Source organism: uncultured Kushneria sp. (genome assembly GCF_947497025.1).
Lineage (GTDB): Bacteria > Pseudomonadota > Gammaproteobacteria > Pseudomonadales > Halomonadaceae > Kushneria.
The window spans coordinates 113,917-132,253 of record NZ_CANMFC010000004.1; the positions used below are offsets into that span (position 1 = coordinate 113,917).

19 protein-coding genes and 1 other RNA gene are annotated in these 18,337 nt (G+C 59.1%); 6 read left to right on the forward strand and 14 right to left on the reverse strand.

Translation table 11 applies throughout. The features are described 5' to 3' along the window. Position 1: 1 nt before the first annotated feature. From mraY to rsmI, 8 genes are all read right to left on the reverse strand, one after another. Positions 2 to 1,084 (reverse strand): phospho-N-acetylmuramoyl-pentapeptide-transferase, encoded by a 1,083-nt coding sequence (mraY, locus tag Q0931_RS08845; RefSeq protein WP_299259404.1) that lies wholly within the window; start codon positions 1,082 to 1,084, stop codon positions 2 to 4. After that, positions 1,084 to 2,469, reverse strand: a complete 1,386-nt coding sequence (murF, locus tag Q0931_RS08850) for a UDP-N-acetylmuramoyl-tripeptide--D-alanyl-D-alanine ligase (RefSeq protein ID WP_299259406.1) — start codon at positions 2,467 to 2,469, stop codon at positions 1,084 to 1,086. The genes mraY and murF overlap by 1 nt, the downstream gene beginning before the upstream one ends. Further along, positions 2,462 to 3,934 (reverse strand): UDP-N-acetylmuramoyl-L-alanyl-D-glutamate--2,6-diaminopimelate ligase, encoded by a 1,473-nt coding sequence (locus Q0931_RS08855; RefSeq protein ID WP_366941597.1) that lies wholly within the window; start codon positions 3,932 to 3,934, stop codon positions 2,462 to 2,464. Before Q0931_RS08855 ends, murF begins: the two co-directional genes overlap by 8 nt. Next, positions 3,927 to 5,672 carry a penicillin-binding protein 2 gene (locus Q0931_RS08860; RefSeq protein WP_299259408.1) on the reverse strand — a complete coding sequence of 582 codons (1,746 nt, stop codon included), beginning with the start codon at positions 5,670 to 5,672 and terminating at the stop codon, positions 3,927 to 3,929. Before Q0931_RS08860 ends, Q0931_RS08855 begins: the two co-directional genes overlap by 8 nt. Continuing rightward, entirely contained in the window at positions 5,669 to 6,001 is a 333-nt protein-coding gene (ftsL, locus tag Q0931_RS08865; protein ID WP_086901397.1) for a cell division protein FtsL, read from the reverse strand. Before ftsL ends, Q0931_RS08860 begins: the two co-directional genes overlap by 4 nt. 5 nt (positions 6,002 to 6,006) lie before the next feature. Next, a complete protein-coding gene (rsmH, locus tag Q0931_RS08870; protein WP_299259411.1) occupies positions 6,007 to 6,966 on the reverse strand; it encodes a 16S rRNA (cytosine(1402)-N(4))-methyltransferase RsmH in 960 nt (319 codons plus the stop codon). A 32-nt stretch (positions 6,967 to 6,998) separates the two neighbouring features. Beyond that, positions 6,999 to 7,364: RNase P RNA component class A (gene rnpB, locus Q0931_RS08875), an RNA gene on the reverse strand. A gap of 94 nt (positions 7,365 to 7,458) precedes the next feature. Next, a complete protein-coding gene (gene rsmI, locus Q0931_RS08880; protein ID WP_299259413.1) occupies positions 7,459 to 8,325 on the reverse strand; it encodes a 16S rRNA (cytidine(1402)-2'-O)-methyltransferase in 867 nt (288 codons plus the stop codon). A 166-nt stretch (positions 8,326 to 8,491) separates the two neighbouring features. Between rsmI and Q0931_RS08885 the strand changes: the two genes are divergently transcribed. From Q0931_RS08885 to Q0931_RS08900, 4 genes are read left to right on the forward strand one after another with little or no spacing between them, the layout of a single operon-like run. Continuing rightward, positions 8,492 to 10,222: a penicillin-binding protein activator gene (locus Q0931_RS08885; protein ID WP_299259415.1), complete on the forward strand. Its 1,731-nt coding sequence runs from the start codon at positions 8,492 to 8,494 to the stop codon at positions 10,220 to 10,222. Between the two features lie 6 nt (positions 10,223 to 10,228). Then, positions 10,229 to 10,603 carry a YraN family protein gene (locus Q0931_RS08890; protein WP_299259417.1) on the forward strand — a complete coding sequence of 125 codons (375 nt, stop codon included), beginning with the start codon at positions 10,229 to 10,231 and terminating at the stop codon, positions 10,601 to 10,603. 53 nt (positions 10,604 to 10,656) lie between these two features. Beyond that, positions 10,657 to 11,250 (forward strand): phosphoheptose isomerase, encoded by a 594-nt coding sequence (locus tag Q0931_RS08895; RefSeq protein ID WP_299259920.1) that lies wholly within the window; start codon positions 10,657 to 10,659, stop codon positions 11,248 to 11,250. Next, positions 11,243 to 11,809 (forward strand): BON domain-containing protein, encoded by a 567-nt coding sequence (locus tag Q0931_RS08900; RefSeq protein ID WP_299259419.1) that lies wholly within the window; start codon positions 11,243 to 11,245, stop codon positions 11,807 to 11,809. Before Q0931_RS08895 ends, Q0931_RS08900 begins: the two co-directional genes overlap by 8 nt. A gap of 103 nt (positions 11,810 to 11,912) precedes the next feature. Here Q0931_RS08900 and Q0931_RS08905 read toward each other — a convergent pair whose 3' ends face one another. From Q0931_RS08905 to zapE, 5 genes are all read right to left on the reverse strand, one after another. Beyond that, positions 11,913 to 12,407 carry a ClpXP protease specificity-enhancing factor gene (locus Q0931_RS08905; RefSeq protein ID WP_299259421.1) on the reverse strand — a complete coding sequence of 165 codons (495 nt, stop codon included), beginning with the start codon at positions 12,405 to 12,407 and terminating at the stop codon, positions 11,913 to 11,915. A 96-nt stretch (positions 12,408 to 12,503) separates the two neighbouring features. After that, a complete protein-coding gene (gene sspA, locus Q0931_RS08910; protein WP_299259423.1) occupies positions 12,504 to 13,133 on the reverse strand; it encodes a stringent starvation protein SspA in 630 nt (209 codons plus the stop codon). 165 nt (positions 13,134 to 13,298) lie between these two features. Continuing rightward, the gene (gene rpsI, locus Q0931_RS08915) at positions 13,299 to 13,691 is read right to left on the reverse strand and encodes a 30S ribosomal protein S9 (RefSeq protein ID WP_108843839.1); all 393 of its coding nucleotides are present in this window, start codon (positions 13,689 to 13,691) and stop codon (positions 13,299 to 13,301) included. 12 nt (positions 13,692 to 13,703) lie between these two features. Then, complete coding sequence (gene rplM / locus Q0931_RS08920) at positions 13,704 to 14,132, reverse strand: 50S ribosomal protein L13 (protein ID WP_115853430.1); 429 nt, start codon at positions 14,130 to 14,132, stop codon at positions 13,704 to 13,706. 151 nt (positions 14,133 to 14,283) lie between these two features. Beyond that, complete coding sequence (gene zapE / locus Q0931_RS08925) at positions 14,284 to 15,435, reverse strand: cell division protein ZapE (protein WP_299259431.1); 1,152 nt, start codon at positions 15,433 to 15,435, stop codon at positions 14,284 to 14,286. Positions 15,436 to 15,644: 209 nt separating this feature from the next. On the opposite strand from zapE, the gene Q0931_RS08930 reads away from it, so the two are divergent. After that, complete coding sequence (locus Q0931_RS08930) at positions 15,645 to 16,097, forward strand: DUF1043 family protein (protein WP_299259433.1); 453 nt, start codon at positions 15,645 to 15,647, stop codon at positions 16,095 to 16,097. Between the two features lie 32 nt (positions 16,098 to 16,129). Here Q0931_RS08930 and Q0931_RS08935 read toward each other — a convergent pair whose 3' ends face one another. Further along, positions 16,130 to 16,885 (reverse strand): Nif3-like dinuclear metal center hexameric protein, encoded by a 756-nt coding sequence (locus tag Q0931_RS08935; RefSeq protein ID WP_299259435.1) that lies wholly within the window; start codon positions 16,883 to 16,885, stop codon positions 16,130 to 16,132. Positions 16,886 to 17,082: 197 nt separating this feature from the next. Between Q0931_RS08935 and Q0931_RS08940 the strand changes: the two genes are divergently transcribed. Further along, complete coding sequence (locus Q0931_RS08940; RefSeq protein ID WP_299259437.1) at positions 17,083 to 18,321, forward strand: trypsin-like peptidase domain-containing protein; 1,239 nt, start codon at positions 17,083 to 17,085, stop codon at positions 18,319 to 18,321. Positions 18,322 to 18,337: the final 16 nt, after the last annotated feature.

Here is an 18,337-nt window from a genome sequence, read left to right on the forward strand (position 1 = left end):
ATCAGCGAATTTTTAGAGTGGCCAGACCCAACAGGACCAGCACCACGGTAATGATCCAGAAACGGATGATGACACGCGGTTCGGGCCAGCCTTTCAACTCAAAGTGGTGATGAAGCGGTGCCATGCGAAACACACGCCGGCCGGTCAGCTTGAACGAGGTTACCTGTACAATGACCGAGACGGTCTCCATGACAAAGACCCCGCCCATGATAAACAGCACGATCTCCTGTCGCACGGCGACCGCCACCATCCCCAGAGCAGCGCCCAGTGCCAGCGCACCAACATCGCCCATAAATACCTGAGCCGGATAGGTGTTAAACCAGAGAAAGCCCAGCCCCGCACCGATGATGGTGCCACAGAAAACGGCCATCTCGCCGGCACCGGGCACCGAAGGAATGTGCAGATACTCGGCAAACATGGCGTTGCCGCTGGCGTAGGCAAAAACACCCAGCCCCATGGCAACCAGCACGGTCGGCATGATCGCCAGCCCGTCCAGACCATCCGTCAGGTTAACGGCGTTGGAGCTGCCCACGATCACCAGATAGGTCAGCAGGATGAAAAAGGGCCCCAGCTGAATCACGATGCTTTTGAAAAACGGCACGATCAGGCTGGTTTCGACCGGAGAGGCCGACGTCGCATAGAGCGCCACGGCCACGGCAAGGCCGATCACCGACTGCCATAGATACTTCCATTTGGCCGGCAGGCCGCGCGGATTCTTTTCGACCACCTTGCGATAGTCATCAACCCAGCCGATCGCTCCAAATCCCAGTGTGACCAGCAACACCAGCCAAACGTAGTGATTGCCCAGATCAGCCCACAACAGCGTGGAGACCGCGATTGACAGCAGGATCATCACGCCCCCCATGGTGGGCGTTCCAGCCTTGGACAGATGCGACTGCGGGCCATCATCACGAATCGCCTGCCCGATCTGACCGGCGACCAGCCGTCGAATGACCCAGGGGCCAATCATCAATGACAGCAAAAGTGCGGTCAGCGTGGCCAGAATCATTCGCAGGGTCAGATAACCAAAAACGCTGAAACTGGTTTGAAAGGAAGAGAGCAGTTCGGCAAGAAAAAGCAACATTATGAATAATCACCTGAAGATTCTGATCGAAGCGCATTGACCAGACGGTCCATTCCGGCGCTGAGAGATCCCTTGATCAGCACACTGGCGTTTGTAGGCAGAGAATGTTGAGCAAACTCGATCAGCGAGGCCCAATCATCGAAATGGCGCCCACGCTCCCCAAAGGCCGTTGATATCGCTCTGGCAGGTTCGCCGATCGTGATCACTCGATCAATATCGAGTGTGCGAGCGTACTGCCCCAGCGCCTCATGCGCCTCGTCGCTGTAACGTCCCAGCTCGCCCATGGCGCCGAGAAAACACCAGCGGGGCCCGGGACGCTGCACCAGCGTCTCCAGTGAAGCCCGCATGGCGCCCGGATTGGCGTTGTAGCTGTCATCAATCAGCGTGGTACCGCGAATGCCTTCAACCATCGCCATTCGCCGGGCCACGCCTTCGACCTCGTTCAGACCTGCCAGGATATGTGTCGGTGCACAGCCCATGGCATGCGCCACGGCCGCAGCACCCAGCGCGTTCATGACGTTATGACGCCCCATCAGCGGTAGCACAACCCGGCCCACTTCATTGTCATCGATCATCAGCGTAAAGCGATAAAAGCCCTCTTCACTCATCAGATCAATGGCCTGAACACGGGCGGGTACATCAATCCCGAAGTCCAGAACGTCATGACAAGAAGCAAGCGCCGCCCAGAGACCATAAAAACGATCGTTGCGATTGAGTATCGCAACGCCATCAGGCGACAACCCCGACAGTATCTCGGCCTTTGCCTGGGCAATGTGACCGGCGCTACCAAACTCACCGATATGGGCATCGGTAACGTTGTTGATCAGCACCACATCCGGGCATGCCAGCGCGGTCGTCCAGGCAATTTCACCCGTATGGTTTGCACCGGCTTCAATGACTGCCTGCTGACAACGATCATCCAGTTGCAAAAGCGTCAGCGGCACACCGATATCGTTATTGAGATTGCCGCGGGTGGCATGTGTCGGCGCACTGCGTGACATAATCGCTTCACACAGGGCGCGCACGGTGGTCTTGCCACTGTTGCCCGTAATGGCCGCCAGCCGCCCCTGCCACTGAAGACGGTGATGACGCGCCAGCAGTCCGAGCGCCAGCCTCGTATCCGCTACCACCAGCTGTGCGATGTCGGTCTCAAATGCGGTATCAACAATCGCAGCGATGGCACCGCGATCACGGGCCGTCTGGAGAAAGTCATGACCATCGAAGCGCTCACCGCGAAGCGCCAGAAACACGTCCCCTGCCTGCAGGCTGCGGGTATCAGTCACGATGCGACAGGATTCTGCTCGCGCGAAATCACCTCGCGGGTCGATAACGGCATCGGCAGGCAAACGCAGTGCTTCAATGATTTTGGGCGGTGTATCACTCATGCCAGTGGGCCTCCAGCGCCAGAGACGCCACGTCCATATCACTGAACGGATAGCGTACGCCCTGAATCTCCTGGTAATCCTCATGCCCCTTGCCGGCCAGCAGGATAACGTCCTGCGCGCCCGCACTGGCCACGACATCGACAATGGCACGCGCCCGCCCGGCCACTTCGCGAACGTGCGCCCCTTCAGGCATCTCGGACATGATCATGCGGCGGATATCCTCGGGTGGCTCACTACGCGGATTATCGTCTGTCACCACGACTTCATCGGCAAGCAGTGCTGCCACGCCCCCCATCAAGGGGCGCTTGCCGGTGTCGCGATCTCCGCCGCAGCCCAGCACACACCAGAGCCTGCCCGGCACATGCTCACGCAGGGCCAGTAGCGCATTGCGAAGTGCATCGGGCGTGTGAGCGTAATCCACCACCACCGCAGGTGCACCGGGCCGTGCCAGCAGCTGCATTCGCCCGGGAACAGGGGTCAGTTGCTCTGCCGCCTTCATCAATGCGCCCAGCGGACTGCCAAGCCCGTAGAGGGTCGCGATGGCCAGCAGCACATTATCCAGATTGAAGCGCCCCATCAGCGAAAGCCGCAGAGTCTGCTCCCCTTCCGGTGTCATGATGCCTGCCTCAAGGCCGAGGCGCTGCGCCTGCCAGCGGCGCACCTGAAAGTCATGACTGTCCTGGCTGCCGACCCTCAGCACGCTCGCCTTTTTGGACACACCCGCCAGCATCAGTCGGGCCAGAGTGTCGTCTGCGTTGACAACGGCAAGTTCAAGCTCGGGACGCTGAAAAAGACGAGCCTTGGCGGCGGCATAAGCGGCCATGCTCGGGTGATAGTCCAGATGATCGCGGCTCAGATTGGTAAAGACCGCCGCACGAATATAACAACCGCTCAGGCGATGCTGATCAAGCGCGTGAGAGGATGCCTCCAGCGCCACGCGTTCGGCACCGGCAACCGCCAGTTCGCGCAGACGCTGCTGCAGCGAGATGGCATCCGGCGTGGTCAGTCCGGCGTGCTCGAGCATGCCAGGGCGGCCACTGCCCAACGTGCCGATCAGACCGGCAGGCGTTGCCAGCGCCTCGCTGAGCGCAGCGATGTAGTGCGTTACCGAGCTCTTGCCATTGGTACCGGTCACCGCAATCTGCTCAAGCGAGTCAGGCACCCCCATGACCAGTGATGCCAGTTGACCCAGCCGCTCGGGCAGATCATCCAGCATTAGCAGGTCATCGGCCGTTTCCTGCCAGGGCGGAGCCACCAGAATCAGCGCTGCCCCCCGGTCGCGCGCCTGGTCAATGTACTGTCGACCATCGACACGGGTGCCGGGCAGCGCCGCAAAAACATCACCAGTCTCGACATGGCGTGAATCCAGCACCAGACGTGCCTCATCCGCCAACGGCAGCATGTCGGTGTCGGGCCAGAGCCGTGCAATGGCATCGGCCAGCGTGCTGGTCGGCAAATCAGGCACCAGGCGCCTCCTTGCTCTGATCGTCGGGGGGAACATCCAGAAGGCGCAGCGCATTGCCGGCTACTCTGGAGAAAATGGGCGCAGCCACCAGGCCGCCGTAATACTCTTTACCCTTGGCATTATCGATCGAAATCACGGTCACAATGCGAGGGTCGCTGGCCGGTGCAATGCCAACGAAGTTGGAGCGATAGGCCTCTTTCTGATACCCCGTATCGCCAATTTTTCTTACGGTACCGGTCTTGCCGGCCACCCGATAGCCTTCAAGCGCCGCACGCGTGCCACCACCGCCGGGTTCCACGACCGTTTCCATCATCTGGATCAGCTCGTGGGCTGTCTTTGAGGACATGACCTGATGCCCCTCGGGCGGCTTGTTCAGCTTGAGCAGCGAGGGCGGCAACTGCTTGCCATCGTTGGTAATCGCCGTATAGGCACTGGCGAGCTGTACAGCATTGACCGATAGCCCATACCCGTAGGAGAGCGTGGCCCGCTTGGCCTTGGACCAGCTGAACGGCGAAGGCAGACTCCCGGTGGCTTCCCCGGGAAAGCCAAGCCCGGTGGGATGCCCCAGCTTCATCGAGTCATAGACGTTCCAGATGGCATCATCCGGAAGGGCCAGAGCCATATGCGTCATGCCGATATTGGAGGAGTGGGTAATGACCCCGGTCATGTCCAGCTTGCCGAAGTTGCGAGTGTCCTTGATGGTATAACCATCCACCATCATCCAGCCGGGGGTGGTATCCATGGGAGTATGCGGCGTGAACTTGCCCGACTCGAGCCCCGCACTCATGGCCAAGGGCTTCATGACCGACCCCGGTTCGAAGGCATCGGTCAGCGACCGATTACGCAATCCTGCCGGATCCACGCTGGTGCGATTATTGGGGTTATAGGATGGCAGGCTGACCATGGCCAGCACCTCACCGGTATGCGCATCCATCATGACGAGAGTGCCGCTGTCCGCGTTGTGCTCGTTGACCGCCGCCTTCAGCTCGCGATAGGCCAGATACTGCAGGCGCAGATTGATCGACAGGGTCACATCGCCGCCCGGATGGGCCTCTCGAATCATGTGCAGATCACGCACCAGCTGGCCCTTGCGGTCCTGTAGCACACGACGCTGCCCCGGGATACCTGACAGATAGCGATCAAAGGCCAGCTCCAGCCCTTCCTGACCGTGATCATCGATATTGGTCATGCCCACCAGCTGCGAAGTCACCTCACCGGCCGGATAGTAGCGCTTGTATTCATGACGACCGTGCACGCCGGGGATATCAAGTGCCAGTACGCGGCTGGCAGGCTCGGGCGTGACCCGGCGCTTGAGATACATGAATTCCTTGTCGCGGTAGCTTTTCACCCGCGCCATAAAGTCCGCGGGCCGCTCATCCAGCGCCTTTGCCAGTCGAGTCAGCTGTACCGGGTCCTCGGGAAGGTCCTTCGGATTGGCCCACAGGGTCACCACCGGGGTAGATACAGCCAGTGGTTCACCATCGCGGTCGGTAATCATGCCACGGTGGGCATCGATGCTCTGCACCCGAATGGTTCGCGAGTCACCCTGCCCCTGCAGGAATTGATGATCAAAGACCTGCAGATAGACAATACGACCGGCCAGCACCGCCATGGCCATGAAGATGATGGCCAGTACGAATCGGTAACGCCAGATCGGCATGGCAGTCACATGACTGGCAGCCGTATTCCCGCCATACATGCGTGCATTACGCCCGACACGGCGATTTTGTTCACTCATGGCCGCATGACCCTGGTGTGGTGGACATCCGGCACATGCATCTCGAGACGATCACGCGCCAGATTTTCGATACGTGAAGGGGTCGACCAGGTGCTTTCTTCCAGCAGCAAACGACTCCAGACCGTTTGAAGCTGGTCATGCTTGTGCTCCATGGTCTGAAGGCGCGCATATTGAGAGCGCGTGTGATAGGCCGTACTGATCACACCCAGCGCTGAAAAGATGACCAGCAGCAGCATGGCCAGAATCACGCCATGCAGGAAGGTCAGGCGGAGCCGAAAGGGCCACTGCCATTGACTGCGCGAAGGAGAGCCGGAAGTGCGTTCAACCATGGCGACTAGCTCTCCTGCCCCAGTTTGCGAGCCACACGCATGACTGCGCTGCGGGCACGTACATTAAACCCGGTTTCCTGATCATCCGGGCGAATCGCCTTGCCGACAGGTGCCATGTCGCGACGAATCTGGTCCTCGCGAAGCGGCATGTGCCGTGGCAGGTGCTGATCGCCCCGTGACTTGTCACGGATAAAGCGCTTGACCAGACGATCTTCCAGCGAGTGAAAACTGATCACTACCAGCCGTCCATCGGGAGCCAGAGCCTCAAGCGCAGCCTCCAGGGCACGCTCGAGCTGACCCAGCTCATCATTGAGATGGATACGAATGGCCTGAAAGGCACGTGTGGCAGGATGGCGTCCCTTTTCCCACGCCGGATGCGCCGTCTTCAAAAGCTCGGCAAGTTCCACGGTACGGGTAATGGGGGCTTCCTTGCGCTGTGTGACGACCGCCCGAGCCAGACGCCTGGCAAAACGCTCCTCGCCCAGACGCTTGAAGACGTCTGCCATCTCGCGCTCGGGGGTTTCGGCAATCCATTGGGCCGCACTGATGCCCGAATCGGGGTCCATGCGCATATCAAGCGGGCCGTCGCGCATGAAGCTGAAACCACGACTGGCATCATCAAGCTGAGGAGACGACACGCCCACATCCAGCAAAATGCCGGAAAGCCTGCCGTGTACGCCTTGCTGGCGTGCGACATCGCCCAGATCGGCGAATGTGGCGCGTGCAATATGAAACCGTGAGTCTTCGATGTCTGCCGCAGCGGCCAGCGCATCAGGATCACGGTCGATGGCGACCAGGCGCCCCTGATCACTCAGGCGGTCAAGGATGGCGCGGGAATGCCCGCCACGCCCGAATGTACCGTCCAGATAGAGGCCGTCGGGCCGCTGAACGAGGGCATCGACGGCACCCTCAAGCAGGACGCTTTCATGCTTGTGGTCTTGCCGGATACCTGGGGTCTGATTCATGAGAACTCAAGGGATGTTTCAAGGGGAAAACAGGTGGGAGTCGGCCTGTAAGCCGGGTTCTGTCGAGAACAGTCATTCCTCTAGGGCGTTCGTCACCGAACGCCTCAAGCAACCTACCCGAACCCGACGCGGGCCACGCCAATGGGTTCCTATTCGGTCTTGCTCCGGATGGGGTTTACCATGCCACGACCTGTTACCAGGCGTGCGGTGCGCTCTTACCGCACCCTTTCACCCTTGCCGTCGGTGCCGAGAGAATCGGCACCGCTTGGGCGGTCTACTCTCTGCTGCACTTTCCGTCGGCTCGCGCCGCCCAGGCGTTACCTGGCACCCTGCCCTATGGAGCCCGGACTTTCCTCCCCCGAACCCGAAGGTTCAGCGGCGACTGTCCGGCCGACTCCCAAGCGCGCAAGAATATCAGTGCCGAACCCCGGCTCCAAGCGCGTTAACCATTTTTATCCTTGTGCACCGGCCCTGGTGACCCACAGGCAACAATTAATTACAAAAACCACCATCCTTGATCGTCTGAGCACGCTGATACCAGTCGCTCTTGCGACCACCCAGTATACGAGTGGCCACACTGGCCGATTGCTTGACCCCCACCCCCTCCTCCAATAGCGAGGACAACAGCTGATCACCATCAATCTGGCCGCTGTCGGCGGGTGCCTTTTCAGGCGCCGGCGCCATCATGACCACAAATTCACCACGCATCTGATCGGGGTCATCCATCATGCGCGCCAGCAGAGTGCTAGCCGTCCCCTGCAAAAAGGTTTCAAAGGTCTTGGTTAGTTCACGAGCCACGACAAGGTGACGTTCACCGAACACGATCTCGATATCCTCCAGCAACTGGCGAATCCGATGCGGCGACTCATAGAGCACAATAGTTACCGGCAGCTCGACAACGTCGCTCAGACGCTGGCGTCGTCCGGAACTTTTGGCCGGCAAAAAGCCTTCGAACAGAAAACGCTCGGTCGGCAGCCCTGCAGCACTCAGCGCCGTGATCAGCGCGCTGGGTCCGGGAATGGGAATAACGGTGTAATCGGCCTGCCGCAGTGCCTGCACCAGACGATAGCCGGGGTCAGAAATCAGCGGCGTGCCGGCATCACTGATCAGCGCAACGCGCTGACCGTCATCAAGCGCTTGTCGGATGCGCTCGATTCGCGAGGTTTCATTATGTTCGTGAAGCGACACCAGCGGCACCCTAACCCCGATATGATCGAGCAGGCGCACGCTGTGACGGGTATCTTCTGCCGCGATCAGATCGGCCTGTGCCAGGGTATCCATGGCGCGTCTGGAGAGGTCGTCAAGGTTACCAATCGGTGTGGCAACCACGTACAATGCGCCCTTGCTAAAACTATTCATGTCATCACACTACACTGGTTCGGACGCGTCATTGCTTTCGGATTTGCCTGTGTCATGACCAAAAACGGCACAGGCTTGACTGGAGCTGCATGGTACGCCGTGCAGTTCGCGGACGCCACGCTGTGGCGCCATCATGGAGACCGGCAAGAAAAGGAACTGCCCAGGCATGCGAACATCATTTACCAGACTGGCCGGCGCGGCCATGGTGGCACTCACACTGGCAGGCTGTGCCGGCACATCGGGCATTGTTAATCGCTTTGGCGGTCAGTCGCCCAACGACCTGCTGACCCAGGCCCAGCAGCAACAGGGCAGCGAGGCTGCCGCCACCCGCCTCCAAGCGGCCGAACTGTTTCAGCGTCAGGGCGATAACCAGCGCGCACTGGACATTGCCAACTCGCTCGACCGTTCGGTCCTCTCCAGTGATCAGCAGCTTCGATGGGCACTGCTGAGCTCGCGAGCGGCCCTTGAATTGCAGGACCCGCAGACAGTGCTGGCCGCAACCAGCCTTCTGGATAGCGCTGCGACCCTGCCGGACAACGAAAAAAATACGCTGCTTGAGCGCCGCGGCCTGGCACAGGCCATGAACAACCAGCCGTTCGATGCAGCGCAGACCCTGATTGCCCTGCAGCAGCAAACAGACGACACCCAGCTCAATGACACCATCTGGCGACAGCTCAATCGCCTTGATCCGGGCCAGCTTGATCAATTGGCCGGCCAGGGCAGCGTGGCTGCCGACTGGGCAGAGCTTGCACGACTGCAGCGCCAGCAGGGTGCCAATATTGGCGCTCTAACCGATGCCATCAGCCAGTGGCAGTCCAATAATCCTCGCCACCCCGCTTCTCGTCGCCTGCCGTCGGACCTGGGAGCACTGGACGAAATCCGTGACCAGGAGATCCGCAAGATTGCGGTATTCCTGCCTCAGAGCGGTCCGCTGGAATCCATCGCCACCGCGATTCGTGAAGGCATCGAAACACGCGCTGATGATGTCCGAAGCCAGGGCGGGCAGGCTCCCGAGCTGGTTTTCTATGATACTACCGGCCAGGACATCGAAAGCCTTTATGCGCGCGCCACCATGGAAGGCGCCCAGGCCGTCATTGGCCCGCTTAGCAAGGAACAGGTCTCTCAGCTGGAGACTCGCGCTAGCGTCGCCCTGCCGACGCTGGCGCTCAACTACGGTACGCATGATCACAACAGCGCCCGGAATCTGTTCCAGTACGGGCTCTCGGCCGAGGACGAAGCGCGTCAGGCAGCCCAGCGCGGCCAGCTCGACGGTCTTCACAGGGCGGGCGTCATGGTGCCAAACAATGAGTGGGGCAGCCGCGTCCTGGGTGCCTTCCAGAAGGAGTGGCAGCAGGAAGGCGGTGATCTGGTCAGCGTCCAGAATTATGACCCCTCCGCTTCTGCGACGTCTGCAGTCAAATCCGTCCTCAATGGCGGCCGTGGCCGACCGGACATGCTGTTCCTGCTGGCCCTGCCCGGCTATGCCCGTCAGGTGCCTCCGACCCTTGATTACTATAACGCCGCCAACCTGCCCATCTATGCAACCTCACATGTCTATGAAGGCTCGCCTCAGCCGAGGCTCGACCACGACCTTGATGACGTGATGTTCGTGGACATCCCCTGGCTGATTCCCGAAGCCGCTGCCGGCGGCAGTGACGCCCTGCCCTTTGAGTCGACTCGCGAGCGGCTTATCCATGACGATCAGCCATCCATGATCAAGCTTCATGCCATGGGCGTTGATGCCTTTGAGCTGGGACGTCGACTACCGGTCATGAACGCCATCGGAGGGTTTGAACTTTACGGCGCCACCGGCCGATTGGCCCCCGGTCAGGACGGCCGGGTCGTTCGCACCCTGCCCTGGGCCGTTTTCCGTAACGGTCAGCCAACGCTGCCCTGAGTTAACGTGGCCTTTCGACCCTTCAGCAATCGCCAGCGCGGTCACGACATCGAGTCGTTGACCGCGCAATGGCTTGAACGACAGGGTCTTGTCATGGTCACCCGCAACCAGCACATCCGCGGCGGTGAAACCGACCTCATCATGCGCGATGGAGACACGCTGGTCTTTATCGAAGTCCGTTATCGTGCCAGTGCTTCGCACGGCTCCCCGCTGGAAACCATCACACCTGCCAAGCAGCGAAAGCTGATCCGGGCGGCGCATTTTTATCTACTCGACAAGCGGTTATCATGCCCCTGCCGCTTCGATGCGGTCGGGGTGACGGGAGAACCTCCCAGGCACCTGCACTTTGACTGGGTCAAAAGCGCCTTTGACGCCTTTTGAGTCCGGTAGTGACGCCGCGGAAATATAACGCCATTGACAATGTGAAGAGTGCCATGGACTTTCAATCACGCATCATCGATCAATTCAACGCCAGTATCGACGTCAAGACCTGGTCGAGCGAGGTCCTGCCGCCCTTCATCGAAACGGCCAGCCAGATCATGGTCCAGAGCCTGATCAATGACGGCAAGATCCTGACATGCGGCAACGGGGGCAGCGCCGGTGATGCCCAGCACTTCTCATCGGAACTGCTTAACCGCTTTGAACGCGAACGCCCAAGCCTGCCGGCCCTGGCATTGACCACCGACTCTTCGACCATCACCTCGATTGCCAACGATTACAGCTACAACGATGTCTTCTCCAAACAGATTCGGGCGCTGGGTCAGCCTGGTGATGTTCTGCTGGCCATCTCTACCAGCGGCAACTCCGCCAACGTCATTCAGGCCATTCAGGCCGCCCATGATCGCGAAATGATTGTGGTCGCCCTGACCGGCCGAGACGGTGGCAACATGGCTTCACTTCTGGGACAGGAAGATTGCGAGATTCGGGTCCCGGCGACGGTCACCGCTCGCATTCAGGAAGTGCACCTGCTGGTCATTCACTGTCTTTGCGATTTAATCGACCACCAGCTCTTTGGCAGCAATGAATAAATATACACTTTTCCGACTTACAGGCACCCTGCTGCTCGCCGTCACGCTTGCGACCAGCGGCTGCAGCACCATCACCGGCAGCAACGGTTATGGGACTCGTACCAGCTATGCCATCGACCAGGACACGCAGACTGCCCGCATGCTCTGGGACAGCATTCGCGCTACCGACAGCCTGGATAACACCCATATCAATGTCGATGTCTATAACGGTTTTGCATTGCTGACCGGTCAAGTAGGGACCGAAGCCCAGAAAGGGCAGGCAGGCGAACTCGCCACACACCTGAACGGCGTGCGCCACCTGCGCAATGAGTTAAGCGTCGAGCCCAACAGCTCAACGCAACAGCGACTGCAGGACACCTGGATCACGTCGCGTGTGAAGGCCCGCATCACCGCCAGTAATCACATCAACAGCGACAGGGTCAGGGTTCTGACCGAGAATAGCACGGTGTATTTGATGGGGATGGTTCGCGCCAGCGAGGCAGACTACCTTGTTCGGCTGGTCTCACAGACCAGCGGCGTAAAACGCATCGTCAAGGCCTTCGAATATCTGGGCGTATAAGCCCCCGCAAGCTGCCTACCCTTGCCCGATATAAAAAACGGGCAGGCATAAAAAAACGGACCCGCCATCATGGCGGGTCCGCTGGTATAACGATAGCGGGCGATTACTTGATGACTTTCAGGGACGGGCGTCCCTTGGGCGGGCGTGAACCGCCGTCGTCGTCATCATCGTCATTTCTACCCTCGCCATGATCCTCATCCGTTCTTGCCACCGCGCCTAGATGAGAGTCCCGCTCGTCGAGGTCATCATTATCGGGCTCGGCCGAATCCGAAGCGTCGTCCGGCATGACAGGCTCCTGACCGAAGACCATGCCCACACCGTTTTCACGCGCATAGATGGCAATGATGGCATCGATGGGCAGCTCAACGGTCATCGGCTGGCCGCCAAAACGTGCATTGAAAGCCACCATGTCGTTTTCCATGAAAAGCTCTCGAACGGCGCCCGGACCGATATTGAGAACAATCTGGCCATTCTGGACGAACTGTTCTGGTACCACCACACCCGTGCGCTCGGCATCGACAACGACGTAGGGTGTGCAGTCGTTGTCCAGCAGCCACTGATACAACGCACGAATCAGATAGGGACGGCTGGAATGCATGATTTCACCTCACTGAAGAATGCATCGAAATATGCGTCCTGCGCATCAATCAGTATGTTTGCTGCAGGCAATAACCTGCCTGCAGCGATGATCTGATCAGGTTCGAAGTTCGCGTTCCGACTCCAAAAGCGATGCCCGGAAGGCATCCCGCGCAAACAGTCTTTCCATATAGCCCATCAGCGGCTTGACCTGCTGCTCGGGCAGATCAACACCCAGTGCCGGCAGACGCCAGAGGATGGGTGCCAGACAGCAGTCCACCAGCGAAAATTCTTCGCTCATGAAAAATGGGATATCTTCGAAAATCGGGCTGATACCTATTAGGCTCTCGCGCAATTCCTTGCGCGCCTGTTCGACTTCCTTTTTGGAACCCGGTGACAGGATACGCTCCACCATGGGGCACCACTCACGCTCGATACGGTGCATCCACAGTCGGCTCTGAGCACGCGCCACCGGGTAAACCGGCAAAAGTGGCGGATGCGGAAAACGCTCATCCAGGTATTCCATCATGACCTTTGATTCGTAAAGAACCAGATCACGATCGATCAGTGTCGGCACACTATTGTAGGGGTTGAGGTCGGCCAGCTCCGCCGGACGATGCTCATCGTTGACCTCAATGATGTCAACGGAAATCCCCTTTTCGGCCAGCACGATCCTGACGCGATGGCTGTAATGGTCGTCACTGCCTGTATAGAACGTCATTGACGATCGTTTGGCCACAACACCCATAGAAAGTCCTCACTTTAATGACGAGCTGGATAATAACACGAGAGCACGCCTTTCGGGTTGCCGGATTGGCAACCACAGCGTTTCAAAAGAGATGCAAAAACGGTCCCGCAGACACAAAAACGCCCGGGTAAAACACCCGGGCGTCCTGTGGCATGACGTCGAAGCTTAACGCTTGGAGAACTGGGGACGACGACGTGCCTTGCGCAGACCGACCTTCTTGCGCTCGACCATACGCGCATCACGCGTCACATAGCCAGCGCTGCGCAGCGGTGCGCGCAGTTCTTCATTGTATTCCATCAGGGCACGAGTGATGCCGTGACGAATGGCGCCTGCCTGTGCAGAACCACCGCCACCCTGAACGGTGACAAAAATGTCGAACTGGTTGGTCAGTTCGGTCAACTCGAGCGGCTGACGCACGACCATCTGGGCGGTCACGCGGCCGAAATATTCGTTGAGTTCACGCTTGTTGACCGTGATCTTGCCATTACCCGGACGCAGAAAAACGCGTGCGGTAGAGGTCTTGCGGCGGCCTGTGCCGTAGTACTGCTGCTGTGCCATGAAAATGTTCCTTTAGAGATTCAGTGCCTGAGGTTGCTGCGCCGCATGAGGATGCTCACCACCGGCATAAACCTTGAGCTTGGAATACATGGCGCGACCCAGCGGGCCCTTGGGCAGCATTCCCTTGACAGCGATTTCGATAACACGCTCCGGAGCATGGTCGATCATCTGCTCGAAGTTCATCGAACGCAGGCCGCCCGGATAACCGGTGTGGCGATAATACTGCTTGGCAAAGGACTTCTTGCCGGTCACACGGACCTTCTCGGCGTTGACGATGACGATGTAATCGCCGGTATCAACGTGAGGGGTATATTCGGGCTTGTGCTTGCCACGCAGGCGGCGAGCAACCTCGGTAGCCAGTCGACCCAGAGTCTTGTCTGCAGCGTCGATGACATACCAGTCGCGCTGCACGGACTGCGGTTTGGCGCTGAACGTCTTCATGTATGGATCACCATGGTTGTGGCGAGAGCATGGCTTCTGCTCTGCCAATCCCTATTTTTCTTGGTTGTTGCCCCTGCAGGTAGACACAACAACGATAAGCGAGCGCGCATTGTACAGAGCCCGCGCTCGGCGAACAAGGGGTTAATCACAGTCAGGGCTTGTGAGTCAACGCCAGATAATCGCTTGATTGCATCTCCTGCAGACGAGAGACCGTACGTTCAAACTCGAAGGCAAGCTCGCCACCGCTATAGAGGGATTCCGGCTCGGCATCCGCCGACATCACCAGCTTGACGGCACGGTCGTAAAACTCATCCACCATGTTGATAAAACGTCGCGCCTGATCCTCGATGGCAGCCCCCATGACCGGCACATTGGAGATCAGTACACTGTGGTACTGCCTTGAGAGCTCGATATAGTCATTCTGGCTGCGCGGACCGCCACACAGCGTCTTGAAGTCAAACCAGACCACGCCCTCATGACAGCGGCGAGCCTTCAGCGCTCGCCCGTTGATTCGCAGTGTCTCTTCCCCACCTGCTTCGCCGGCCAGATGCACAAAGCTCTCCTGCAGGGCGTCATCGGCGCTGTCATCGGCCGGCGTATGGAAAACTTCCTCGCGCGTCAGGGTGCGCATTCGATAATCGATACCCGCATCGACATTGACCACGTCACAGTGGCGATTGAGCAACTCGATGGCAGGCAGGAATCGGTCACGCTGCAGACCGTTTTTATAAAGTTCATCCGGCACGATATTGGAGGTGGTCACCAGCACCACGCCCTGGGCGAACAGCGCATCAAGCAGGTTGCCCAGAATCATGGCATCGGTAATGTCCTTGACGAAAAATTCGTCGAGACAGATGACTCTGGCCTCTCCGGCAAGCTTTGCCGCCACCAGGGTCAAAGGATTCTTCTGCCCCTTGTGAACGTCCAGCTCCTTGTGTACACGCTGCATGAAGCGATGAAAGTGCGTACGCATCTTGTCATCAAAGGGCAGGCTGTCATGAAAGGTATCCACCAGCCATGTCTTGCCTCGGCCTACCCCACCCCAGAAATACAGGCCCTTGATCTCCGGCTCAGCGGGCGCCGTGGGCACTGCCGGGGCACTTTTTCTGCCAAAAAATCCCGACATTTTTGACTTGAGCCCGCTGTCAGCCGCCGCCGTGGAAGGTTTGGGCCGTGGTCGGGTCGTCAGCGCTTCATAAAGGCGCTGGAGATGCTCGACCGCCTTCTCCTGAGAGCTGTCATGCTGAAAGCCTTCACGTTCAAGATCCTGCCGGTACTGTTCTCGCGGGGAAAGTCTGGACATGTTATCTGATGCCTTGCAGAAGATCGGGTGGCCGTGATTGTAGCGCGTGACACGCGCTGATTCGCCCTGCGCAAGGGTGATTTGTCAGCGCTGACAAGCACGATTATGTCGTGAGTGAATTGACCCGGACAACACGACGCCTTCTATAATAGCTTATCGCATGGTCACGCCGGTCGTGCGTGCAATCAGCATTGAAGAGGGGAATAGTGGTGAACGAAGGCAATATCGATTGGGTAGTCGCCATTGTGGCACTGCTGGCAGGCATCGCGATCGGCGTATTGATTCGCCATTTCTCGGGCAGCCAGAGAACCACCAGCCAGAAACTCAAGCAGCGGCTGGCCGAAACCGAGCTTGAGCTTAAAAAATTGCGCGAGAACGTGAATACACATTTTGCCGACGTCACGACGCTTGCACAAAATATCACCCGTCAGAGCGAAGAGCTCCAGGCTCGACTCGATACCGATGCAGCCACCATGGCCAGCGACCCGGCGCTCAAGCGCTCCCGCCAGATCGACGTCCCCGAGGATAGTGAAGAGGATACGAGCTCCCTTCACATTCCCCGCGACTACGCTGACAGCAACGGCACGCTCGACGAGAGTTACGGACTGCGCCAGAATCAGGAAAGCGACAGCAACAAGGACCCGCAACCACCGCGATACTGATCGGTCAACGGTCGCCGGGCTTCCGGCGACCGTTATACCGGATTGTCAATATCGACAAAGCGGTGTTCGATGCCATGGCGCTGCGCCAGCCACTCCCCAAGGGCACGAATGCCATCGCGTTCGGTGGCGTGATGACCGGCCGCATAGTAGGTAATGCCCATTTCTCGCGCCAGATGTGTGGTTCGCTCCGATATTTCCCCGGAGACAAAGGCGTCCATGCCGGCCTCTGCGGCATCAATGATCATGTCCTGCGCGCCGCCCGTGCACCAGGCAATACGCTCGATGGGCCGATCGTGGCCTGAAATCATCAACGGTTTACGATCAAGACGCTGATGGAGCCGCTCGGCCAGCGCCTGTGGCGAGCACTGCACCATGTCGCCATGATACAAAAGTCCCTGCCCCATCTCGCCGTCAAGTACGCCCCGCACCTGCCAGCCCATGCGATTGGCCAGCAGAACGTTATTGCCAAGCGTGGCATGGGCATCCAGCGGAAGATGCCAGGCCACCAGGTTAATGTCATGCGTCAAGAGCGTGGCAATACGGCGCTGCTTCATGCCGGTAATGGCCACCGGCTCGTTTTTCCAGAAATAGCCATGGTGCACCAGCACCATATCGGCCTTCCATGCCACCGCCTCATCGAGCAGGGCCTGACTGGCCGTGACACCACTCATGACGCGGGCTACCTGACCCCGACCCTCAATCTGCAGCCCATTGACGGTAAAGTCCTTGAAGCGCTCTGGAACAAGCAACGTCTTCATGTCCTCCAGCAGCACCCTGTGCTCGATCATGTCCTTTCTCCCGCCATTAATTTTTGAAAGTGTCCCGCCAGCATCAGACATTGCTGACGCCCGGGTGATAAACTCGCTCAACTTTTATATGACATTGTGGTCGGCATGCGTGAAGGCAACGCCCTTGACCCGGATGCCGGATCCGAACAACCTGCAAGTCTGCAGCTCCAGGCTGCCTGTTTCAAAAGGATGTTGTCATGCGCCGATTTCTGGTGCCAATGATCTGGCCCGTCGTCTGTGGCGTCCTGCTGGCGCTGGTACTGCTGGATCATATGCCACAGATCGTCGACAGTGGCGACCGCCCAACCGGGGATGATCAGCAGGGTCAGACCGTTACCGCCCCACCCGTCGTACCGGCGTCAACGCCGCCCATACAGCGCACGCCACCCGTAACGCGAGATGCGGCACCCCTGCAGCGCGGGCCCGGCACGGCAAGTTATTCCGACGCCGTACAGCATGCCGCCCCCGCAGTGGTCAACGTCTACTCATCACGACTGGTGGAACGTGACCATCATCCGTTGATGTCTGACCCATTCTTCGAACAGTTTTTTGGCAACAGCCAGTCCGGACGCCGGCGGATGCTCTCGAGCCTTGGTTCGGGCGTCATCGTCAGCGATGAGGGCTATATCCTGACCAACAACCATGTCATCAGCGGTGCCGATGAAGTCCAGGTGGCCCTGCGAGATGGCCGCGAAACACTGGCCACCGTGATTGGTACCGACCCGGAGACAGATCTGGCCGTCCTCAAGATTGATCTGGACAATCTTCCGGTCATTGATCTTGCTGATGCCACCAATACCCGCGTCGGCGATATTGCTCTGGCCATCGGCAATCCCTTCGGCGTGGGACAGACCGTGACCATGGGCATCATCAGCGCGACCGGCCGCAATCATCTGGGCCTGAACGCCTATGAGGATTTCATTCAGACGGACGCAGCGATCAATCCGGGTAACTCGGGCGGGGCGCTGGTCAATGCCGAAGGGGCGCTTGTCGGCATCAATACGGCCATCTTTTCGCGCACCGGCGGTTCACAGGGCATTGGCTTTGCCATCCCCACCAATCTGGCGCACGGCATTCTCAATGATCTGGTCACCCGCGGGCGAGTGGTCAGGGGCTGGCTGGGCATTGAGGCAAGAGAGGTCAGCTCCAGTCTGGCATCGACACTGGATATCAACGCCCCACGCGGGGTCGTGGTGTCGGATGTCGTGGATGGGGGGCCGGCCGCGCAGGCCGGCATCAAGGTAGGTGATCTGATCCTGTCGATGGCCGACAAGCCGCTGCTGGATGCCCAGACCGCCATGGTAGATATTGCAGAGATCGAGCCCGGCAAGCAGCTACCGGTAGAGCTTTACCGCAACGGCAAGCGCTTCAAGGTTACTGTCAGCGTGGGCGAACGCCCGAGCCGGCCGGTAACGCCGGTTCAGCCCGAAAGCTGACCGGCGGTCCATGGCT

Excerpts from the sequence above, each read along its gene's own strand:
- mraY (WP_299259404.1), bottom strand. The coding sequence starts at position 1,084 with ATGTTGCTTTTTCTTGCCGAACTGCTCTCTTCCTTTCAAACCAGTTTC.
- murF (WP_299259406.1), bottom strand. The coding sequence starts at position 2,469 with ATGAGTGATACACCGCCCAAAATCATTGAAGCACTGCGTTTGCCTGCC.
- Q0931_RS08860 (WP_299259408.1), bottom strand. The coding sequence starts at position 5,672 with ATGAGTGAACAAAATCGCCGTGTCGGGCGTAATGCACGCATGTATGGC.
- ftsL (WP_086901397.1), bottom strand. The coding sequence starts at position 6,001 with ATGGTTGAACGCACTTCCGGCTCTCCTTCGCGCAGTCAATGGCAGTGG.
- rsmH (WP_299259411.1), bottom strand. The coding sequence starts at position 6,966 with ATGAATCAGACCCCAGGTATCCGGCAAGACCACAAGCATGAAAGCGTC.
- rsmI (WP_299259413.1), bottom strand. The coding sequence starts at position 8,325 with ATGAATAGTTTTAGCAAGGGCGCATTGTACGTGGTTGCCACACCGATT.
- Q0931_RS08885 (WP_299259415.1), top strand. The coding sequence starts at position 8,492 with ATGCGAACATCATTTACCAGACTGGCCGGCGCGGCCATGGTGGCACTC.
- Q0931_RS08895 (WP_299259920.1), top strand. The coding sequence starts at position 10,657 with ATGGACTTTCAATCACGCATCATCGATCAATTCAACGCCAGTATCGAC.
- Q0931_RS08900 (WP_299259419.1), top strand. The coding sequence starts at position 11,243 with ATGAATAAATATACACTTTTCCGACTTACAGGCACCCTGCTGCTCGCC.
- Q0931_RS08905 (WP_299259421.1), bottom strand. The coding sequence starts at position 12,407 with ATGCATTCCAGCCGTCCCTATCTGATTCGTGCGTTGTATCAGTGGCTG.
- sspA (WP_299259423.1), bottom strand. The coding sequence starts at position 13,133 with ATGGGTGTTGTGGCCAAACGATCGTCAATGACGTTCTATACAGGCAGT.
- rpsI (WP_108843839.1), bottom strand. The coding sequence starts at position 13,691 with ATGGCACAGCAGCAGTACTACGGCACAGGCCGCCGCAAGACCTCTACC.
- rplM (WP_115853430.1), bottom strand. The coding sequence starts at position 14,132 with ATGAAGACGTTCAGCGCCAAACCGCAGTCCGTGCAGCGCGACTGGTAT.
- zapE (WP_299259431.1), bottom strand. The coding sequence starts at position 15,435 with ATGTCCAGACTTTCCCCGCGAGAACAGTACCGGCAGGATCTTGAACGT.
- Q0931_RS08935 (WP_299259435.1), bottom strand. The coding sequence starts at position 16,885 with ATGATCGAGCACAGGGTGCTGCTGGAGGACATGAAGACGTTGCTTGTT.
- Q0931_RS08940 (WP_299259437.1), top strand. The coding sequence starts at position 17,083 with ATGCGCCGATTTCTGGTGCCAATGATCTGGCCCGTCGTCTGTGGCGTC.